The sequence below is a fragment of the Acinetobacter sp. AS23 genome (genome assembly GCF_023612055.1).
Taxonomy (GTDB): Bacteria; Pseudomonadota; Gammaproteobacteria; order Pseudomonadales; family Moraxellaceae; genus Acinetobacter; species Acinetobacter oleivorans.
The window spans coordinates 387832-404610 of record NZ_CP082274.1 but is presented as its reverse complement, the minus strand read 5'-3'; the positions used below and the strand labels follow the sequence as shown (position 1 = coordinate 404610).

Below are 16779 nucleotides of genomic sequence, written 5' to 3'. Positions count from 1 at the left end.
TTTATATAAAAGAATTAATTTCTTCTAAACTTTTCGATGGCTCAAACCACATAAAATCATAATCAGCCACATCATGAATATAAAACGGATCATTTTTCATAATTTCTTCAGCCTCTTGAAGCGAAGAGCTTAAAACTAAAATCACCCCACCTACTCTATTTTCCCGGCGCCCCGACGCTAAAAACTTCTTTTGCTCATAGTAATGATCTAAAAAAGCAATATGCTCTTTGAGTACAGCATCAACTTCGGTCAAAGGTTTTTTATAGGTCAAGGTAACAACAATCATCTCATTCTCTTAAAGTAAGCAGCACATGACATAACATCAATTTACAGATAGTTTAATGATCTGTAGCTTATTCGATAGTACGCCTATTCCCCCAATTCATCCACACCAAACTCCCCACAATAATCACTCCACCCAGAAGCACCATCATTGATGGTTTTTCATTTAAGAAAACGACTGCCAAACTCATGGCGACAATCGGCGAACAATACAAAAAATTCGATGCAATCGTTAACGGCATATTTTTAAGTACATAGCCCCAGAGTACATAAGCCATCGCACTAGGAAAAATACCCAATAAGACAACCGACATATTGGCTTGCCAAGTGGCATGTAAAATTTCACTAGGCAAATGAGCACTATAAAAAAGTAAAGGAATGGTTCCGAACCAGATGATGTAGCACATCATGCTCAAGGCATCATAATTTAAAGCAAATTTCTTATATAAATTAAAATAAAGACCCCATGCAATTGCAGCTAAAACAATTAATAAACTATAAGGGCTCGGTACACCAAAACCATGATCTCCACTAACCACCAACACGGCGCCGCAAAGACCGAGCAAAATACATAACCATTGTTTGAAACTAATTTTTTCCTTAAAAAGCAAAGCTGAAATAATAAAGGTAAATAAGGGAATAGATTGACTCAAAATACTAGATGCGACTGCAGTTACATATTGCTGCCCCGTATTTATAAGCAAATGATGAAGCGTTACAGAGAAAAATCCTAATACAGCAAGTGCAGGAGCATCTTTCCACTTTAAAGGTTGAACGCCTTTTTTCATGATCAAAAGTAGTAAAAAAAACGATGCAATCAAAAAGCGGAGTAAGGCAATATGCTGCGGTGTATATGAATGCAAAGCACTATGTACGCCAATAGGTGAATAGCCCCAACAAAAGACGGTCACAGCAATACATAAATAGAGCTTAAATGCGGGAGGCTGGGTTTCGGCAGCAAGAGAAATTGCCATGTTAAATCTGCACTAATGAAATGGAACACTTTCATCATATGCGCATGGATAGTTGAATAAAATTAACTTATATTGAGTCAAATATTCATTAAAAGTGAATGATAAAATATGGATATCGCACAGTTAAAAATGTTTCAGACCGTGGTTGAATGCGGAACAATGGCTAAGGCATCAATGCAACTACATTGTGTACCATCCAATATCACAACGCGCATTAAACAACTCGAAGAAGAATTAGGCGCACCGCTGTTTTATCGGGAAGGAAAACGTTTAAAGCTCACGCCCTCTGGAGAAATTTTTCTTAATTATTGCCATAAAATTTTAGCGCTATGCGATGAAGCAAAACGTAGTATTCACCCTGATGCTCCACCCTCTGGCCCATTAAAAATTGGGGCGATTGAATCTTCTGCCACAACTCGTCTGCCTAACTTACTTGCGAAGTATCATCAACGTTTTCCAGAAGTTTCTATTCAAATTATTACAGGCACATGGAAACAGCTATTAGTCGATATTTCTCAACACAAACTTGATGGTGCAATTGTAGCGGGCAATATTGAGTTTCCTATGCTGAATAAACTTAGTATTTATCAAGAAGAAATGGTCTTGATTGCATCTCATTCTTTGGGAGAAATCCACAACCAAGAAGACTTGATTGGTAAAGAAATTTTTATGTGGACTGAAGGCTGTCCTTACCGAGCAGCTCTTGAAGAATGGCTTAAGCTCAAAAATATTTCACTTCCAATTACTAGCATTACCAGTTACGCCACCATTATTGGTTGCGTCAGCGCAGGCTCTGGGGTGTCTTTGGTACCGAAGAGTATTTATGAACAATATAAAAATTTAACCAATATTCGAGGCTATAAATTTGAACACCTTGCCTTTATGCAGAATCAATTTTTTTGGCATAAAAATGTGAGCAACCATAAAGCTCGAGATATGTTTTTAGATTTAATTAAGTCTGAATTTTGTTTATGAGTCATTGGGATAATTACTTTATTGCGATCAAGTGATGATTTATCGTAATCAAATCGTATGGGTTTTATCTCATTGCAGTACAAGCTTTATTTTTAACAGTAAGATCACCACTTCATCTTTTGATTCTGGTTGGGGAGATTTATCCAAAATGAAAACCATACACATTTTATGTATTGCGACCTCTATGTTGGCTTCATCGACCTTATTTGCAGAAACAACGCAACCACAACAAGTGGGTGAAACAACCTCTAAAGCACAACCTTATGGTGATAACCCAAGTTTAGGTCGTGTATTGTTATATAAAACTGGAAAAGGCATACAAAATTTAGGAGACTCTATTCAAGGAGCTTCTGAAAAAACCTCAAATAAAATTAGTGAAAAGTGGAAAAACACCAAAGAATTTACAGCTGAAAAAGCAGAAGTTGTTCAGCAGAAAGCAGATACAGCCAAAGCTTTTACAGAAAATAAAATAGATCAAGCGAAGCAAAATATTACCAGTAGTCGAAACGGTGAAAATATCCCAATTGAACAAGGTGAGCTAAGTAAATCGAGCACAACAACTAACTAATTTGCTAGGACAGCGCGATAAATTCGCGCTTTTATAAATACAGATATTCATTTAGAACTATTGATCATCAACTATAAAGAGCTAGGAATCTGCCTTATGAATAGTCAAAAACTTCTCTTTTCAACACTATGCTGCTTAGCATTAACTGCATGTGCAACCTCTGCACCTCCTTCTTCATCTTATTCTCAGGCACAAGTTCTAGAGCAAGATACCAATATCGAAGCTTATCCATCAACTACAGGTAATGTAGCCAAACTCATTAAACAAGATAAGCAAGCTTGTATGATTGAATTTACGGGATATTTAGGGGGCGGACACGTTACTGAACACTGGGTATTTAATGATAAAGGGCTCATTTCAGCCACATCATTTACACAACAATACCCTGATGAGTCAGGCATATTAAATCAGGCAACAAACTCTACGACTAAAAGCTCAACAACTTTTAATATTCAAGATCCAGAAATTCAGAATAATTTCAAAAAACTCCAAAATAACTTTAATCCAGCAAATTTAGAAAAGTGTTATTAATACTTTTTCATAAAAAGCCCGTTGCAAAAGCTATCTTCTGCAACGGGTTATAGCTATTTTAAAAATTTCTTGGACCTAATTTAAAAAATTATAAATAAGCTATTAATTAATGGTTAAACCATTTGTTGCTGCCAGTAAATCAATACGCGGGAAAACCAAGCCCGTTCTTGAGTCAGTAATTGGTTTACCTGTCGTTTTTAAACGGCTGATGGTTTGATCAATACTTTCTGTTGGACTTACGCTATTCGCTCGTAATAAAGCAATCGCACCGGCCACATGTGGTGTCGCTTGAGATGTACCTCCCATAGTGTAGCCACCTGCCGTAATCATTGCTCCCGGTGCCAATAAAGTCACAAGGCTACCACCATTACTGAAACACGCCACTTTGTCTGCTGCTGTTGTTGGGTCAGAACATTTCACTGGATTCCCCCATGACACACCACCAATATTACTATCATAAACAGCACCAACTCTTACTGCACCAGCAACACAGGCAGGAGATGAAATTCCATCTGAAAATGCATCATTGCCTGAAGCGACTACAGGTACCACACCAGCAGCTCGTGCATTAGCAAATGCCGTTCCATAACTGCTGTCGCTACACTCCGAGGTATATTTAACACCCGGCACGCCAAGGCTTAAATTAACTGCTTTAATATTATAGGTTTGTGCATTATTTACAGCCCAATTAATCCCTGCGAGGATATCACTATCATAAGCTGTGCTTACCCATTTACCTTGGGATCTGACCTTTCTAAACACATCAATGCCTATAATTTTGGTCTTGGTGGCAACCTTAGACACAATGCCTGAAACATTACTACCATGCCCATCATCATCTAAAGCGCCATCATCTGGTGCACTATCAAATGAGTAAACAACGCGACAAGTATTTGATGGTGTGTTTACTGCCGTACAACCAAAATCAGAATGAAGATAATTCACCCCTGTATCAATCACTGCCACACTAGAGCCTTCACCAGTGAAACCATTGGTATTGGCTTGTGGTTGATTAATTAAAGGTAAACTTTCATTGGTTGTGGTTTGATTAATACGATTTGGATAAACCGCTTTAACATTAGGGTCATTGAGTAAAGAGACCAAAGCTTCGCGGTTACTAATCCGATAAAAAGCTAAAGGCAAATTATTGTAGTCCCGAAGTACTTGAACACCACCAGCACGGTTAAACCTTGCCTGTAAATTTTTCTTATTTGTTGCAATATAACTTCGCCGTTCTAACCCGGAAGGCACGCTCACCGAAGCAATATTGTATTCAACAATTAAATCATTCGAATCATTATTCACCAAGGCATCTAAATCGATTTTACCCTGAAATACTTTTTGTTTTGCTGCCTGATTTAATCTCTGTTTAGCACCTTTAGAATCTAAAGGAAGAGCTGATGCAGTTGTACTTAAAATCGTACATAGACCTAATAGAAATAACGTTTTACTTTGCATTATTTTTCTCCGTAGTTTTTCAACTAACAATTTACTTATTTCACTTTTATTTCATTTGCTGGATCTTTTTCTGGATCAATCGGTTGAATTGAAGGATCACTTTTTGTGTCATAAAAAGGAACTGTATCAGCCGATACCGATTGTGGATGAGTTGAATGTTGAGATAGATTTTTAGGTTGAGTAGGCTCCTTAAGTTTAGAAAGATAAGACGATGTGTCTGGTTGTGGCGAATTCGACTCATGTAAAGCAGAATTAAACACATCAGATGCACCACTTGTGGGCTTTAAATAGAGAACAACGGCGATCAAGCCGACTATTACAAGAAGGGAAGCAATAATTTTCATCTGTCATATCTCTGTTTTTTTGTTTATAGATATCTATTTTTATTTTTGATTATTTGAAATAAAGCATCATTTCTTAATGTATCTTTCATGTGAAAAATCTATTTAATGAAATACATAACCACTAAAAAGTTAAAATAACTTTATCCCGAATAAGCAAAAATACAGTTCTGCCCTGTACGTTTATATTTCTGGCAGAAGATGGTTCAAAAAAGTGCTAAAAAGCGCCTTATTCTCATAATAAGCAATAACTATGCCGTTTACTCCAATAAATAATGAGATTTACATCACATTTGAAGATATAGAGAACAAACTCGAAAAAACGAAATGAAAAAATTAAAAGATATTTTTTTTAAACTAAATAATAAGAACTCATTTTGCTTAATTAGATTTTCTAATAAATAAATGTTCTTTTTCACTTTATTATTAATTTTTATTAATCTCCACAATTCCTCCCTAGTCTGTTTACTCAACGTAACACTGTTGTAACGTTTTGATGAACTCAGTTCCCAAGCCCATATTCCCTTGGCTATGATTCGTTTGCGTTTATGAAATACCTCACTAAAAGGGTATATTCTTTGAAGGATATCGCAATGAAAATGATGAAAACAGCTATCGTTACTGCAAGTGTTCTTGCTTCTGCTTCTATTTTTGCACAAAGTGCGGGCGTTAATGCAGATGCTTCTGCTCAAGTAAATGTACAACCGGGTGGTCTTGTTAGTGGCGTAGCCAATACAGTCAAAAATACTGCACACACTGTAGGTAATACGGCAAAGCATGCTGGTCATGTCGCTGCTGACACTACAGTTAAAGCAACTAAAAAAACAACAGGAAAAGTGACTGAACTTTCTTCTAAAGCTGCAAATGGTACAAAACACATAGCAACTGAAGCTGCAACGGGTACCAAACACTTTGCTACCGAAGCTGCAACTGGTACTAAACATTTTGCTACCGAAGCAGTAACAGGTACTAAAAATGTAGCGACTAAAGCTGCAAACGGCACTAAAAACCTAGCAGTTGAGGCTAAAGCTGATACAAAAGCAGGTTTTAATGCTGTAAAGACTAAAGTTACAGAAAAACAAGCAGACCAAAAAGAATTTACTGCTGAAAAACAAGCTAATGCTCAAGCGCATGTAGATGCAGTAAAAACTCGTGTAGCTCAAAATCAAGCTGAGCAAAAAGAATTTGTAGCTGATACTAAAGCTGATGCCCAAGCACAGTTGAATGCAGCACAACCAGCACATGCAATTAATGCTCAAACTGGTGTAAATGTTGGTGTTAACGTTGGCCCTGTTGGAGTTAACACAAACGCAAATATAAACGCTGGTGCTCAAACGTCTACACAAAAAGCTGAAAAGAAATCTTGGGTTAAAGGCCTTTTCGGTACGAACTAATATCTTATAAATAAAAAAAGGGCAATTAATTGCCCTTTTTTTATTTCTTAAAAATCAAATGTTCAGCTGGTTTCAGTTAAAACCAAACCTGCACGTAAACCAAGTTTCACATTTGGATTTGGAAATAAAATCCAGACTTGATCTTGCTCAACAATATAATTGCCAGAAGGTTGAGTCGCAATGATTTCACCTTTGGTAAAAGTCGAGAAATTTGGTGCCTCAGCCGATAAATTCATCTGAAAATCTTCGTCTTTTTTAATTAAAGAGTCCGATACTTTAAAGACCCGAATTTTTGTTTTATTACGTGGTGGCAAGGCTTGCTCAGAAACCACATGACGAATCACTTCATCAATTGCAGCAAACTGGCTCAAGTCATTTTGTCCAAATGGTAAGGCTTTGCCTAACTCTAAAGTCGCACTCGCAGCTTTAAAATTTTCACTGGTAAAATGCGTAAAGGTTTTACCGACCGCATTGTGGTAAACCAAAGCATCCAAGTCAGCTGCTTCAAGGCTCGCTGTCAAATCTGCATCATAAGCATGTGTTTGATAGGGAAATAAAGCAAACGTTGGCAACAAAGAAGCACGAATTGCGGTGTGCAAATCATAGTGATAACGTTTTGCTTGGCTTGAACTTTCCTGAAAAAAAGTCGTGACCACTTGCTCTAAAACTTCAGCACGTTTTGATTCTTCAGTCACAGGTAGAGTTTTATATCCACCACAAAACATTCGGTTCACATCGTCATGCACATAACGTTTCGCTTGACGCATTGCATAAGGGTTACCCAATACAAACAGCAACCTCACAGCAAGGTTTAAACGTCCCGCAAATAAATCTGTGCAAAGATGAGATAACAATTCAATTGGTGCTGTTTCATTACCATGTACTCCAGCTGACAGTACGACGGCTTTGTCGTACTGTGCATTTGGTGTACATTCAAGAATCCCCTCACCCAACCAACGCCAAGAAAAATTATCTTGTTTTCCTTCGCAGGTGTTAGGTTGCTCACCTTGTAAGGTTAATGCTAGAAAATCTTGCATGTCACCTCCTCATTATTTTTGGAAAGGATAAACCGAGCCCAAACCTAAAATTTTGGTCAGTTCATCGAGTGCCATACGGCTTTCCATGAGTAAATGCGGATCAGCCAAATCTTCTTGAGCTAAACGATCACGATAATGTTTATCAACCCATTGATTGAGTGTGCCAAACAATTGATCATTCATTAATACTTTTGGATTTACAGCATTTAACTCAGTTTCGTTTAAAGCTACGCGTAAACGTAAACATGCCGGACCACCACCATTACGCATACTTTCGCGTAAGTCATATACCTGAATAGCATCAATTGGTGTGCCCATCTGAACCATATCGTTCAGATAACCCCAAACTGCTTTATTCTGGCGAGACTCTTCCGGCACAACAATGGTCATTCCACCATCTGGACGAGTCAAAATCTGGCTATTAAATAAATAAGTTGCTACGGCATCATCAACAGTAACGCGGTTTTCAGGAACTTCAATCGAGATAAAATCTTCACCGATGCTTGCCATTTTCTGACGAATTTCAGCAAAAGCTTGATCTTGATTTAAGAATGCATGTTGATGATGAAATAAAACCTGTTGGTTACTTACCGCAATAACATCGTTATGAAATACGCCCTGATCAATTACATCCGGATTTTGTTGAACAAAAACGGTATGCGCATCATCTAAACGGTGCAAACGTGCAATTGCTTCACTTGCTTCACGCGTCTGACGAGCTGGATAGCGTTTTGGTCCTGGTAAGCCATTATTTAAATGTTGTTGACCATACACAAATACTTGAACACCGCGCTTAGCATAATCACCACCTAAACGATTGTGATTTGCTGCACCTTCATCACCAAACAAGGCTACTTGTGGCAACGCTTCGTGGTGTACAAAATGACGTTCATTTTTAAAGATCGCTTGTAGGACCTGACTTGTAGTTTCAGCCTCAATTGAACGGTGAAACTTATTATTCAAGTTCGCTGCGGTAAAATGCACGCGTTCATCTTGGCTATCTGCCGAAGGTGAAACAGTAGCAGCATTTGCAGTCCACATTGGAGAAGCTGAACTTAACGATGATAATAGTTCAGGTGAATGACGCATTGCTTGAGCAACAACGCTAATATCATCTCCTGTAAAACCTAAGCGGCGTAACATTGGAACATGTGGGCGCTCATGCGGAACAAGCACACCTTGTTTCATTCCCATGTCAGCCAAGGCCTTCATCTTTAGCAGGCCCTGTTTAGCTGCTAATTTTGGATTCGAGGCGTTATTACGGTTTTTTGTCGATGCTTCATTACCAAACGACAAGCCCGCGTAGTGATGTGTTGGTCCCACCAAGCCATCGAAATTTACTTCATATCCTTTCATTTTTCTTTCCCTAGTGTTTAAGGCAACACAATCCCTGGAGATAATTTTTCTGGTAAGGTTAAGCTGTCACTTTCAAGTGAAGCCATTGGCCAAGCACAATAATCAGCTGCATAAAAGGCACTTGCGCGGTGGTTACCTGAGGCTCCGACCCCACCAAACGGTGCAGCACTTGAAGCACCTGTTAATGGCTTATTCCAGTTCACAATACCGGCGCGCGCTTCAATAAGTACTTGATCAAACAGTTCACGTTTTGGTGAAACCAGACCAACAGACAAACCAAAGCGAGTTGCATTCGCAATTTTTAATGCTTCATCAAAGTTGTCATAACGTTGAATCGTCGTAAGCGGACCAAAATATTCTTCATCTGGAATATCTGTGACGCCTGTTACATCAACAATGCCTGGAGTAAGTAACGAACTATCTTCTTGCGGACGCGTCATTGGCAACAAGCTTTTTGCGCCAAGCTCAAGCAATTTTTGCTGAGCAAGCATCATATTTGATGCGGCAACTGACGAGATAACGCCACCCATAAATGGTTGTTGCTCATCGTTCCAACGACCAACTTTTAGATTTTTTGCAACTTCAACGAAACGTTGAATAAATGCATCACCTTCTGCGCCATTTTTTACCAAGATACGGCGTGCACATGTACAACGCTGACCCGCCGAAACAAATGCAGATTGAATAGTGAGATTAACTACAGCATCGACATTAATAATTTCATCAATAATCAATGCATTATTGCCGCCCATTTCAAGCGCAAGGATTTTCTCAGGAGCACCTGCCATTTGCTTATGCAAGTGATAACCCGTGTTTGCACTTCCAGTAAACAATAAACCGTCAATTTCATGTGAAGCAGCGAGCGCTTCGCCAGTGGTACGACCACCTTGCACCAAGTTCATAACACCATTTGGCAAACCAGCTTGCTGCCAAAGTTTTACAGTTTCTTCAGCAGTCCAAGGTGTTAATTCGCTTGGTTTAAATACCACGGTATTACCTGCCAATAATGCAGGAACAATATGCCCATTTGGTAAATGGCCCGGGAAGTTATATGGACCGAAAACTGCAAGCACACCATGTGGACGGTGACGTAAAGATGCTACGCCATCGGCCATTTCAGTTGAGCTTTCACCTGTACGCTGATGATAAGCACGAATTGAAATTGCAACTTTGCCAATCATTGATTGAACTTCAGTTAGTGTTTCCCAAAATGGTTTACTGGTTTCTTGGCTAATCACTTCTGCTAAGTGCTTTTTATTTTCTTCAAGCAAAGCCGCAAATTTTTCAACAATCGCTACACGTTCTGCAAGTGGTAAACGTGCCCATGCTGGAAATGCAGTACGCGCTGCCTGACAAGCTTGCTCTACATCAGCAGCAGTTGCTTCAGCACCGGACCATACAGTTTGGTTATCAACTGGATTTGTTTTTTCAAATGTTGTGCCGCTGCCTTGTAACCAGACACCGTTTATAAATAAAGAGTTTGACATCAGGAAACTTCCATTGGATTTAGTGATAACACACGAACAACGTGACCTTCTTGTACACCGAGTTTTTCAGCTTGTTCATGTGTTAAATTTATAGTGTTATCAACAAGATCAAGCTTCATCAACATTGCCTTATAGTCATGATAATTATCATTGGCAACGAGATATTGGGTCTTACCGACCGCAGCTTCACTTGTAATTTTGACGTTTAAGAACTGACTTTCTTTTACTGCCCGCAATTCATCAATATTGGCTTCAATGGTTGGACCCGCATCAAAAATATCGACATATCCTTGATAGCGTAAGCCTTCCGACTCAAGCACATGGTAAGCAGGCAAAGTTTGTGGGTGCATTTTTCCAATCACCTCTTGCGCATCTTTTGGCAAGAGATCTACATAGACTGGAAAACGTGGCATAAGCTCTGCAATAAATACTTTTTGCCCAATTCCACTTAAATAGTCTGCTGTTGAGAAATCCATATTAAAGAAATGGTGACCAATCGCATCCCAAAATGGAGAACATCCATTTTCATCTGAGAAACCACGCATTTCAGCAATTAACTTTTTCTCGAAATATTGCTTAAAGGCAGCAATAAACATAAAACGGATTTTCGATAAGAATTTACCGTTTTGGTTTTCACGACGCTCTGGATCTAGAAATAATGTACAGAGTTCGCTACTACCCGTTCTGTCATTACTCAAAAATAAGGTAGGTAGTGACTTATAAACGTTTAATGCTTTTGAAGCGTGTACTTGAGTACCAACATGAAAGTTGTACCAAGGCTCAATGAGTCCTACAGCAACTTCAATTGCGCTTAAACCAATAACACGTTGAGCTTCTGTATCTTCAAGAACAAACAGATAGCCTTGTTCACTTTTATGGACATTGCCATTTAAAGTATTGCGAGTACGTGAAATTCGAGCCGAAAGTGTATCCATATTTTGTGGCAAGGAAGTCAGGCCTACACCCGACTTACCCGCTAATTTATAAATATCTTCAAGGTCTCGAAACTCGGCATGACGGACGATCATCATGGCTAGCTTTCCTTTTTTTTATTTAGCCAATTTTGCCAACGCTCTTTTTAAACGAGCAATCCCTTCATCAATATCTTGTTCAGGAATGATAAGCGACGGAGTAAAACGAACCACATTCGGGCCTGCAATTAAAGCAAGTAAACCTTCTTCACCCGCCCAAGTCGTAATATCTTTGGCTTTCCCTGCATACTCAGCTTTTAATTCACAGCCAATCAATAAACCTTGACCACGAATTTCTTCAAAAATCTGATGTTCAGCGTTTAATGCATTTAGTGCATCGAGGAAATATTGATGACGATGTTTCACACCTTCAAGTACTTCAGGCGTATTAATAAATTCGAATACTGCACCTGCAACTGCACTTGCTAATGGGTTACCACCATAAGTCGTACCATGTGTACCCACTGAAAAATGTGGAGCAAATTTATCAGTTGTTAACATTGCACCGACTGGGAAACCACCGCCTAATGCTTTTGCTGTCGTTAACACATCTGGAATAACACCAGAGTTCATGTAGGCATAAAGTGCGCCTGTACGGCCAACACCAGTTTGCACTTCATCAAAAATAAGTAAGGCACCGAACTCATCACACAGTGCACGTAAACCTTTTAAAAATTCGATGTCAGCAGGAATAACGCCGCCTTCACCTTGGATCGGTTCAACAATGACTGCACATGTTTGCTCATTGATCACCGCTTTTGCAGCTTCTAAATCATTAAAGGCAACATGGTTGATACCGTTTGGAAGTGGTGCAAAGTCTTGTGAATATTTAGGCTGACCACCCGCTGAAACGGTAAATAAGGTACGACCATGGAAAGCATTATTAAATGCCACAATGCCACTTTTACCGGCAACACCACTATCTAAACCAACTTTACGAGCCAGTTTTAAAGCAGCTTCGTTCGCTTCAGCACCTGAGTTACAGAAGAAAACCTTGTCTGCAAATGTATTTTCGGTGAGTTGTTTTGCAAGGCGTAGAACGGGTTCATTTGTATAACCGTTACCTACATGCCAAAGTTTTGTTGCTTGTTCTGTTAAAGCATTTACTGCCACTGGATGCGCATGACCTAATGCGTTTACTGCAATCCCGCCTGCAAAATCAATATATTCTTTATTTTCTTGATCCCAAATACGTGAACCTTCGCCACGTACCGGAATGAAATTTGCCGGTGCAAAAACTGGAACCATCCAGTCGTTAAAGTTGCTTCGAGTTACAGAAATTGGCTGTTCCATGCTTACCTCAGTATTTATTTAATATATTCGATAACACTTAATTTTGAATAATTCAGAAAAAGGGGCTGAACAAATAACCCTATAACATCCTTAATATTTGCTCAGACCACTTTTCCTAAAAGTAATTCCCGCAGATTAGCCCGGGAAAATACCACGCTCTTTACGAGCTTTTAAAATACGCTCACATGCCAAGATGTAAGCTGCTGTACGTAAAGTACAAGCGTTGCTGTTCGCTGTGTTCCAAACGTCATCCATAGCTTGAACCATCAATTTGTCTAAACGCTCATTGATTTCTTCTTCAGTCCAGAAGTAGCTCGCCATGTCTTGAACCCATTCGAAGTAACTTACAGTTACACCGCCAGCGTTACATACAACGTCAGGTACTACAACAATGCCACGCTCAACTAATACGTCTTCAGCTTTAGGATAAGTCGGGCCGTTCGCACCTTCTAAAATCAACTTAGCTTTAAGTTTTTCAGCACGTTCAACTGTGATTTGACCTTCTAACGCAGCAGGAATAATGATGTCTACATCTGCAGTCCAGAAATCTTCATCAGCAATTGCTTGCGCGCCAGCGAAACCACCAACACCACCTTGGTTTGCATTTACGTGTTCACGTAATGCAACAAGATCAATACCATCAGCATTGAAAATTGTGCCAGTGTGATCTTGAACGTGAGTGATTTTTGCTTTTGATTCAACAAATAAGAAAGCAGCTTCACTACCTACGTTACCAAAACCTTGAACAGCGATTTTCGCGCCTTCAATTGGTAAATTGATTTTTGCAGCTACTTCGCGACCTGTAACGAATACACCGCGACCAGTCGCTTTAACACGACCTAAAGAGCCACCTAAGTGAACTGGCTTACCAGTTACAACACCAGTTACTGTGTAACCTTGGCTTGTAGAGTAAGTATCCATCATCCAACCCATGATATTGGCATTTGTACCAACGTCTGGAGCTGGGATATCTTTTTGAGGGCCGATAATGTGACCGATTTCAGTCGTATAACGACGAGTTAAACGCTCTAATTCACGATTAGATAATTTACGTGGATCAACACGGATACCACCTTTTGCACCGCCAAATGGCAAATTCAAAACAGCAGTTTTAATTGTCATCCATGCAGATAACGCCATAACTTCATTCAAATCAACATTCGGATGGTAACGAACACCACCTTTACCAGGACCACGAGACAAGTTGTGTTGTACACGGTAGCCTTCAAAGTGCTGAATAGAACCGTCATCCATTACAATTGGCACGTCTACAATAAGTGCACGTTTTGGACGTTTTAAAGTGTCGATAAACTCAGCTAAGTGGTCTAAGTACGGAGCAACACGGTCAATTTGTGCCAAGTAAGTTTGCCATGCATCGCTGTGTTCGTTTACGTATGAAAGATCTGACATCTTTTTTCCTATATACCTTCATAGACTCAGATTTGATAAATCTGTAATCTTTATTATTTAGCAACTAAAACCCTGAAATAACAGTGTCTTAGTTTATTTACTAAATCTTTTGCTCTTCTAAAGCATCAGATTTTTTAAATTCCATTTGTTGGTACTAAAAGTACGATCTACTTTTATATACCGATATCTTTTACAAGTTTTCTTTTGTTTAAATTGCTATTTATAAAGAGAGTTTTATAAAAGCAAAAAACTAGCCACAACCCACTAAAACCAGCCGGCTGAAATATAAATACAAAAGAAGTGACATAACCGTTTGGGAGTTAAAAAGAACTATGATTTACAAAAACCACGAGTCCATAAAATTTTTTTGACTAATCGATAGATCCCTCCATTAGTCTTTTTAAAATAAACTTTGTTCAATAATCCTACAGATTAATTATTTCCACACATGCTGCTTAAAATTAAGCCGCAACATAGATATAAAATCTTCCAATAAATATAGCATAGAGCAAGCTCATTTAGAACATTTTAAAATAAATAAGAAGAGAAAAAATAATCAAATCGAACTGACATTTATAATAAAAAAACAACAAATATTAAAAAACCCTTAACTTTAATAAAAAAATATTATAGAAAACAAACAACCATAAATACAAAAAATGTAAATATTTTTATTAATATATAACAATAACTTAATAACTTTTATTTTCCAAAAAACTATCAAAAAATTATCTATTCTTCACATTAAATCCATATTACGTTCATTCAACCCTTATATTCCAAAAAACTAAAAACGGCTCTTTATTAAATAACAAGACTAAACATAGACTTAATCAAATATTTATAATAAATAAATATTAATAAAAATCCGATCAATGGTAAATTTATAAAACAATATTTGTTTTTATGATCAAAAATAAAAATTCATTTTTAAAAAAAATATATAAAACCCATCCTTTTCTAATTTCCTACAGGCAATAAAAAAGCCCCAAATGGGGCCTTTAGACTATGCTTCAGAAAGCATATCTTTGCTTAGCTCTACACCGCATCTTTCTTGTGATAAAAAATGAAGTAGCTCGCATAACACACCAGAATGAAAACAATACAACAGATGAAGCCAACCTGCATCGAAGGATCAAATACCATGCTAATACAAGTAATAGCACAGAACAGACCACCCACGATTGGAGTCAAAGGAAATAAAGGAGCAGCAAAACGCAAATCTTTTGCAGTTTTACCAGATTTATACCACTGTCTACGGAAGTTGAATTGAGATACACAAATTGCAATCCACACTACAACCATGGTGAAAGCAGCAACACCCAATAAATTCTTAAAAATAGTTTCAGGTGCAAATTGCTCTGAAAGTAAACCTGGTATAGCACCCAGCATTGTGACCACAATAGCTACAATAGGTGTTCCTGAAGGTGTAAGTTTAGAAAAGATTTTTGGTAATTGGTTTTTTGCAGAAAGCGACCACATCATACGTGAAGCAGCAAACAAACCAGAATTTGCAGCAGAGAGTAAAGCCGTAATAATCACAAAGCGAATAATATCTTCCGCATATGGGATACCAATATAATTAAACACAGTCACAAATGGACTATTACTCACTTCATTACCACTCAAACCAGCAAGCTGGAATGGTAACAGTGAACTAATTACAACAATTGTGCCGACAAAGAAAATCAGTAGTCGCCAAATAGCAGCATTGATTGCTTTAGGAACTGTCTGTGCTGGATTCTCTGCCTCCCCAGCTGCCACACCAATTAATTCTGTACCCGAAAAAGCAAAATTAACAATCAGCATGGTTGTAAAAATTGGAAATAACCCATGTGGGAACCAGCCTTGGGCAGTTAAATTGCTAAACAACGGCGCAGTTTCGTGTCCGTGATAAGGGATAAAGCCAAAAATCGCCAGCAAACCCAAGCCAATAAAAAAGATAATTGTGACAACTTTCACAAGTGCCAGCCAAAACTCTGACTCGGCAAATAATCGCGTTGAACTAATATTAATGAAAAAAACTAAGGCGCCAAAACATAATGTCCAAGCCCAAACAGAAGTAGAGGGAAACCACTCACGAACCAGTAAAGCTGCTGCGGTAAATTCTGTTCCTAAAGTCGCGGTCCAAGTTAACCAATATAACCAAGTGATCATATAGCCCGTACCCGGACCAATATAGCGACGAGCGTACTCACCGAATGATCCTGATTCTGGTACATGTACCGCAAGTTCACCAAGACATAACATCACGGTATAGGCAATTAAACCGCCTAAAAAATAAGAAATAATTGCGCCAATTGGGCCAGCTTGGGAAATTACATCACCCGACCCTAAAAAAAGACCTGTACCTATGGCACCGCCAAGGGAGATCATCACCAAATGTCGAGTACTCATTGCTCGTTTCAAAGGTGCAGAACTTCCATGTTGCGATGCATCATTATTCCGATAATTTAATGATTGCATATAAAAAACTGTAACGACAATTTAGTAAAAAATCATTTTAGGAGAAAAAAATAAATATGCAATTATCTTTGAATAGTGAACTTATTTTAAGCAGCCCCATCTTCTTTAAATAAAATAAATAACAAAAACATAATCTTATAAAAAAACATCGTTATTTATGTATTTTAATTAACCTGACACTATTTCTATAATTTATATATTAATAAAACCCATTTATTTTAAAATATAGCATTTAT

At 38.2% G+C, this 16779-nt stretch carries 15 protein-coding genes; 4 read left to right on the top strand and 11 right to left on the bottom strand.

Features of this window, described 5'->3' with window-relative positions; translation table 11 throughout:
* Nucleotide 1 precedes the first annotated feature (1 nt).
* Complete coding sequence (locus tag K6I41_RS01905) at nt 2–286, bottom strand: YciI family protein (RefSeq protein ID WP_192454547.1); 285 nt, start codon at nt 284–286, stop codon at nt 2–4.
* Between the two features lie 67 nt (nt 287–353).
* Entirely contained in the window at nt 354–1256 is a 903-nt protein-coding gene (locus K6I41_RS01900; protein WP_250375111.1) for a DMT family transporter, read from the bottom strand.
* Nucleotides 1257–1364: 108 nt separating this feature from the next.
* Here K6I41_RS01900 and K6I41_RS01895 point away from each other — a divergent pair, with 108 nt between their 5' ends.
* The 3 genes from K6I41_RS01895 to K6I41_RS01885 all read left to right on the top strand — a co-directional run bounded on the left by K6I41_RS01895 (nt 1365) and on the right by K6I41_RS01885 (nt 3330).
* The gene (locus K6I41_RS01895; RefSeq protein WP_151823156.1) at nt 1365–2231 is read left to right on the top strand and encodes a LysR family transcriptional regulator; all 867 of its coding nucleotides are present in this window, start codon (nt 1365–1367) and stop codon (nt 2229–2231) included.
* A gap of 148 nt (nt 2232–2379) precedes the next feature.
* Nucleotides 2380–2799 (top strand): hypothetical protein, encoded by a 420-nt coding sequence (locus tag K6I41_RS01890; protein ID WP_013196750.1) that lies wholly within the window; start codon nt 2380–2382, stop codon nt 2797–2799.
* A 96-nt stretch (nt 2800–2895) separates the two neighbouring features.
* The gene (locus tag K6I41_RS01885) at nt 2896–3330 is read left to right on the top strand and encodes a hypothetical protein (protein ID WP_198308167.1); all 435 of its coding nucleotides are present in this window, start codon (nt 2896–2898) and stop codon (nt 3328–3330) included.
* Nucleotides 3331–3432: 102 nt separating this feature from the next.
* Here K6I41_RS01885 and K6I41_RS01880 read toward each other — a convergent pair whose 3' ends face one another.
* Both K6I41_RS01880 and K6I41_RS01875 read right to left on the bottom strand, forming a co-directional pair.
* On the bottom strand, nt 3433–4788 hold the full coding sequence (locus tag K6I41_RS01880) for a S8 family peptidase (protein WP_013196748.1): 1356 nt from the start codon (nt 4786–4788) through the stop codon (nt 3433–3435).
* Between the two features lie 35 nt (nt 4789–4823).
* Nucleotides 4824–5132 (bottom strand): hypothetical protein, encoded by a 309-nt coding sequence (locus K6I41_RS01875; RefSeq protein WP_250375110.1) that lies wholly within the window; start codon nt 5130–5132, stop codon nt 4824–4826.
* A gap of 590 nt (nt 5133–5722) precedes the next feature.
* On the opposite strand from K6I41_RS01875, the gene K6I41_RS01870 reads away from it, so the two are divergent.
* A complete protein-coding gene (locus K6I41_RS01870) occupies nt 5723–6523 on the top strand; it encodes a hypothetical protein (RefSeq protein ID WP_250375109.1) in 801 nt (266 codons plus the stop codon).
* Between the two features lie 62 nt (nt 6524–6585).
* On the opposite strand, the gene astE is transcribed toward K6I41_RS01870, so the two are convergent.
* The 7 genes from astE to K6I41_RS01835 all read right to left on the bottom strand — a co-directional run bounded on the left by astE (nt 6586) and on the right by K6I41_RS01835 (nt 16543).
* On the bottom strand, nt 6586–7560 hold the full coding sequence (gene astE, locus K6I41_RS01865; RefSeq protein ID WP_250375108.1) for a succinylglutamate desuccinylase: 975 nt from the start codon (nt 7558–7560) through the stop codon (nt 6586–6588).
* A 12-nt stretch (nt 7561–7572) separates the two neighbouring features.
* Complete coding sequence (astB, locus tag K6I41_RS01860; protein WP_004789725.1) at nt 7573–8916, bottom strand: N-succinylarginine dihydrolase; 1344 nt, start codon at nt 8914–8916, stop codon at nt 7573–7575.
* A 17-nt stretch (nt 8917–8933) separates the two neighbouring features.
* Nucleotides 8934–10403: a succinylglutamate-semialdehyde dehydrogenase gene (gene astD / locus K6I41_RS01855; RefSeq protein ID WP_250375107.1), complete on the bottom strand. Its 1470-nt coding sequence runs from the start codon at nt 10401–10403 to the stop codon at nt 8934–8936.
* The gene (astA, locus tag K6I41_RS01850; protein WP_005301103.1) at nt 10403–11434 is read right to left on the bottom strand and encodes an arginine N-succinyltransferase; all 1032 of its coding nucleotides are present in this window, start codon (nt 11432–11434) and stop codon (nt 10403–10405) included. Before astA ends, astD begins: the two co-directional genes overlap by 1 nt.
* An 18-nt stretch (nt 11435–11452) precedes the next feature.
* Nucleotides 11453–12667, bottom strand: coding sequence for an aspartate aminotransferase family protein (locus tag K6I41_RS01845; protein ID WP_005301100.1), 1215 nt, complete (start codon nt 12665–12667; stop codon nt 11453–11455).
* A 135-nt stretch (nt 12668–12802) separates the two neighbouring features.
* Nucleotides 12803–14077, bottom strand: coding sequence for a Glu/Leu/Phe/Val family dehydrogenase (locus K6I41_RS01840; RefSeq protein WP_013196743.1), 1275 nt, complete (start codon nt 14075–14077; stop codon nt 12803–12805).
* A 1038-nt stretch (nt 14078–15115) separates the two neighbouring features.
* Entirely contained in the window at nt 15116–16543 is a 1428-nt protein-coding gene (locus tag K6I41_RS01835) for an amino acid permease (protein ID WP_111855040.1), read from the bottom strand.
* Between the last annotated feature and the right edge of the window lie 236 nt (nt 16544–16779).

Bases quoted from the DNA above. Each gene is read 5' to 3' on its own strand.
- K6I41_RS01905 (WP_192454547.1), bottom strand. From the start codon at position 286: ATGATTGTTGTTACCTTGACCTATAAAAAACCTTTGACCGAAGTTGAT.
- K6I41_RS01900 (WP_250375111.1), bottom strand. From the start codon at position 1,256: ATGGCAATTTCTCTTGCTGCCGAAACCCAGCCTCCCGCATTTAAGCTC.
- K6I41_RS01895 (WP_151823156.1), top strand. From the start codon at position 1,365: ATGGATATCGCACAGTTAAAAATGTTTCAGACCGTGGTTGAATGCGGA.
- K6I41_RS01890 (WP_013196750.1), top strand. From the start codon at position 2,380: ATGAAAACCATACACATTTTATGTATTGCGACCTCTATGTTGGCTTCA.
- K6I41_RS01885 (WP_198308167.1), top strand. From the start codon at position 2,896: ATGAATAGTCAAAAACTTCTCTTTTCAACACTATGCTGCTTAGCATTA.
- K6I41_RS01880 (WP_013196748.1), bottom strand. From the start codon at position 4,788: ATGCAAAGTAAAACGTTATTTCTATTAGGTCTATGTACGATTTTAAGT.
- K6I41_RS01875 (WP_250375110.1), bottom strand. From the start codon at position 5,132: ATGAAAATTATTGCTTCCCTTCTTGTAATAGTCGGCTTGATCGCCGTT.
- K6I41_RS01870 (WP_250375109.1), top strand. From the start codon at position 5,723: ATGAAAATGATGAAAACAGCTATCGTTACTGCAAGTGTTCTTGCTTCT.
- astE (WP_250375108.1), bottom strand. From the start codon at position 7,560: ATGCAAGATTTTCTAGCATTAACCTTACAAGGTGAGCAACCTAACACC.
- astB (WP_004789725.1), bottom strand. From the start codon at position 8,916: ATGAAAGGATATGAAGTAAATTTCGATGGCTTGGTGGGACCAACACAT.
- astD (WP_250375107.1), bottom strand. From the start codon at position 10,403: ATGTCAAACTCTTTATTTATAAACGGTGTCTGGTTACAAGGCAGCGGC.
- astA (WP_005301103.1), bottom strand. From the start codon at position 11,434: ATGATGATCGTCCGTCATGCCGAGTTTCGAGACCTTGAAGATATTTAT.
- K6I41_RS01845 (WP_005301100.1), bottom strand. From the start codon at position 12,667: ATGGAACAGCCAATTTCTGTAACTCGAAGCAACTTTAACGACTGGATG.
- K6I41_RS01840 (WP_013196743.1), bottom strand. From the start codon at position 14,077: ATGTCAGATCTTTCATACGTAAACGAACACAGCGATGCATGGCAAACT.
- K6I41_RS01835 (WP_111855040.1), bottom strand. From the start codon at position 16,543: ATGCAATCATTAAATTATCGGAATAATGATGCATCGCAACATGGAAGT.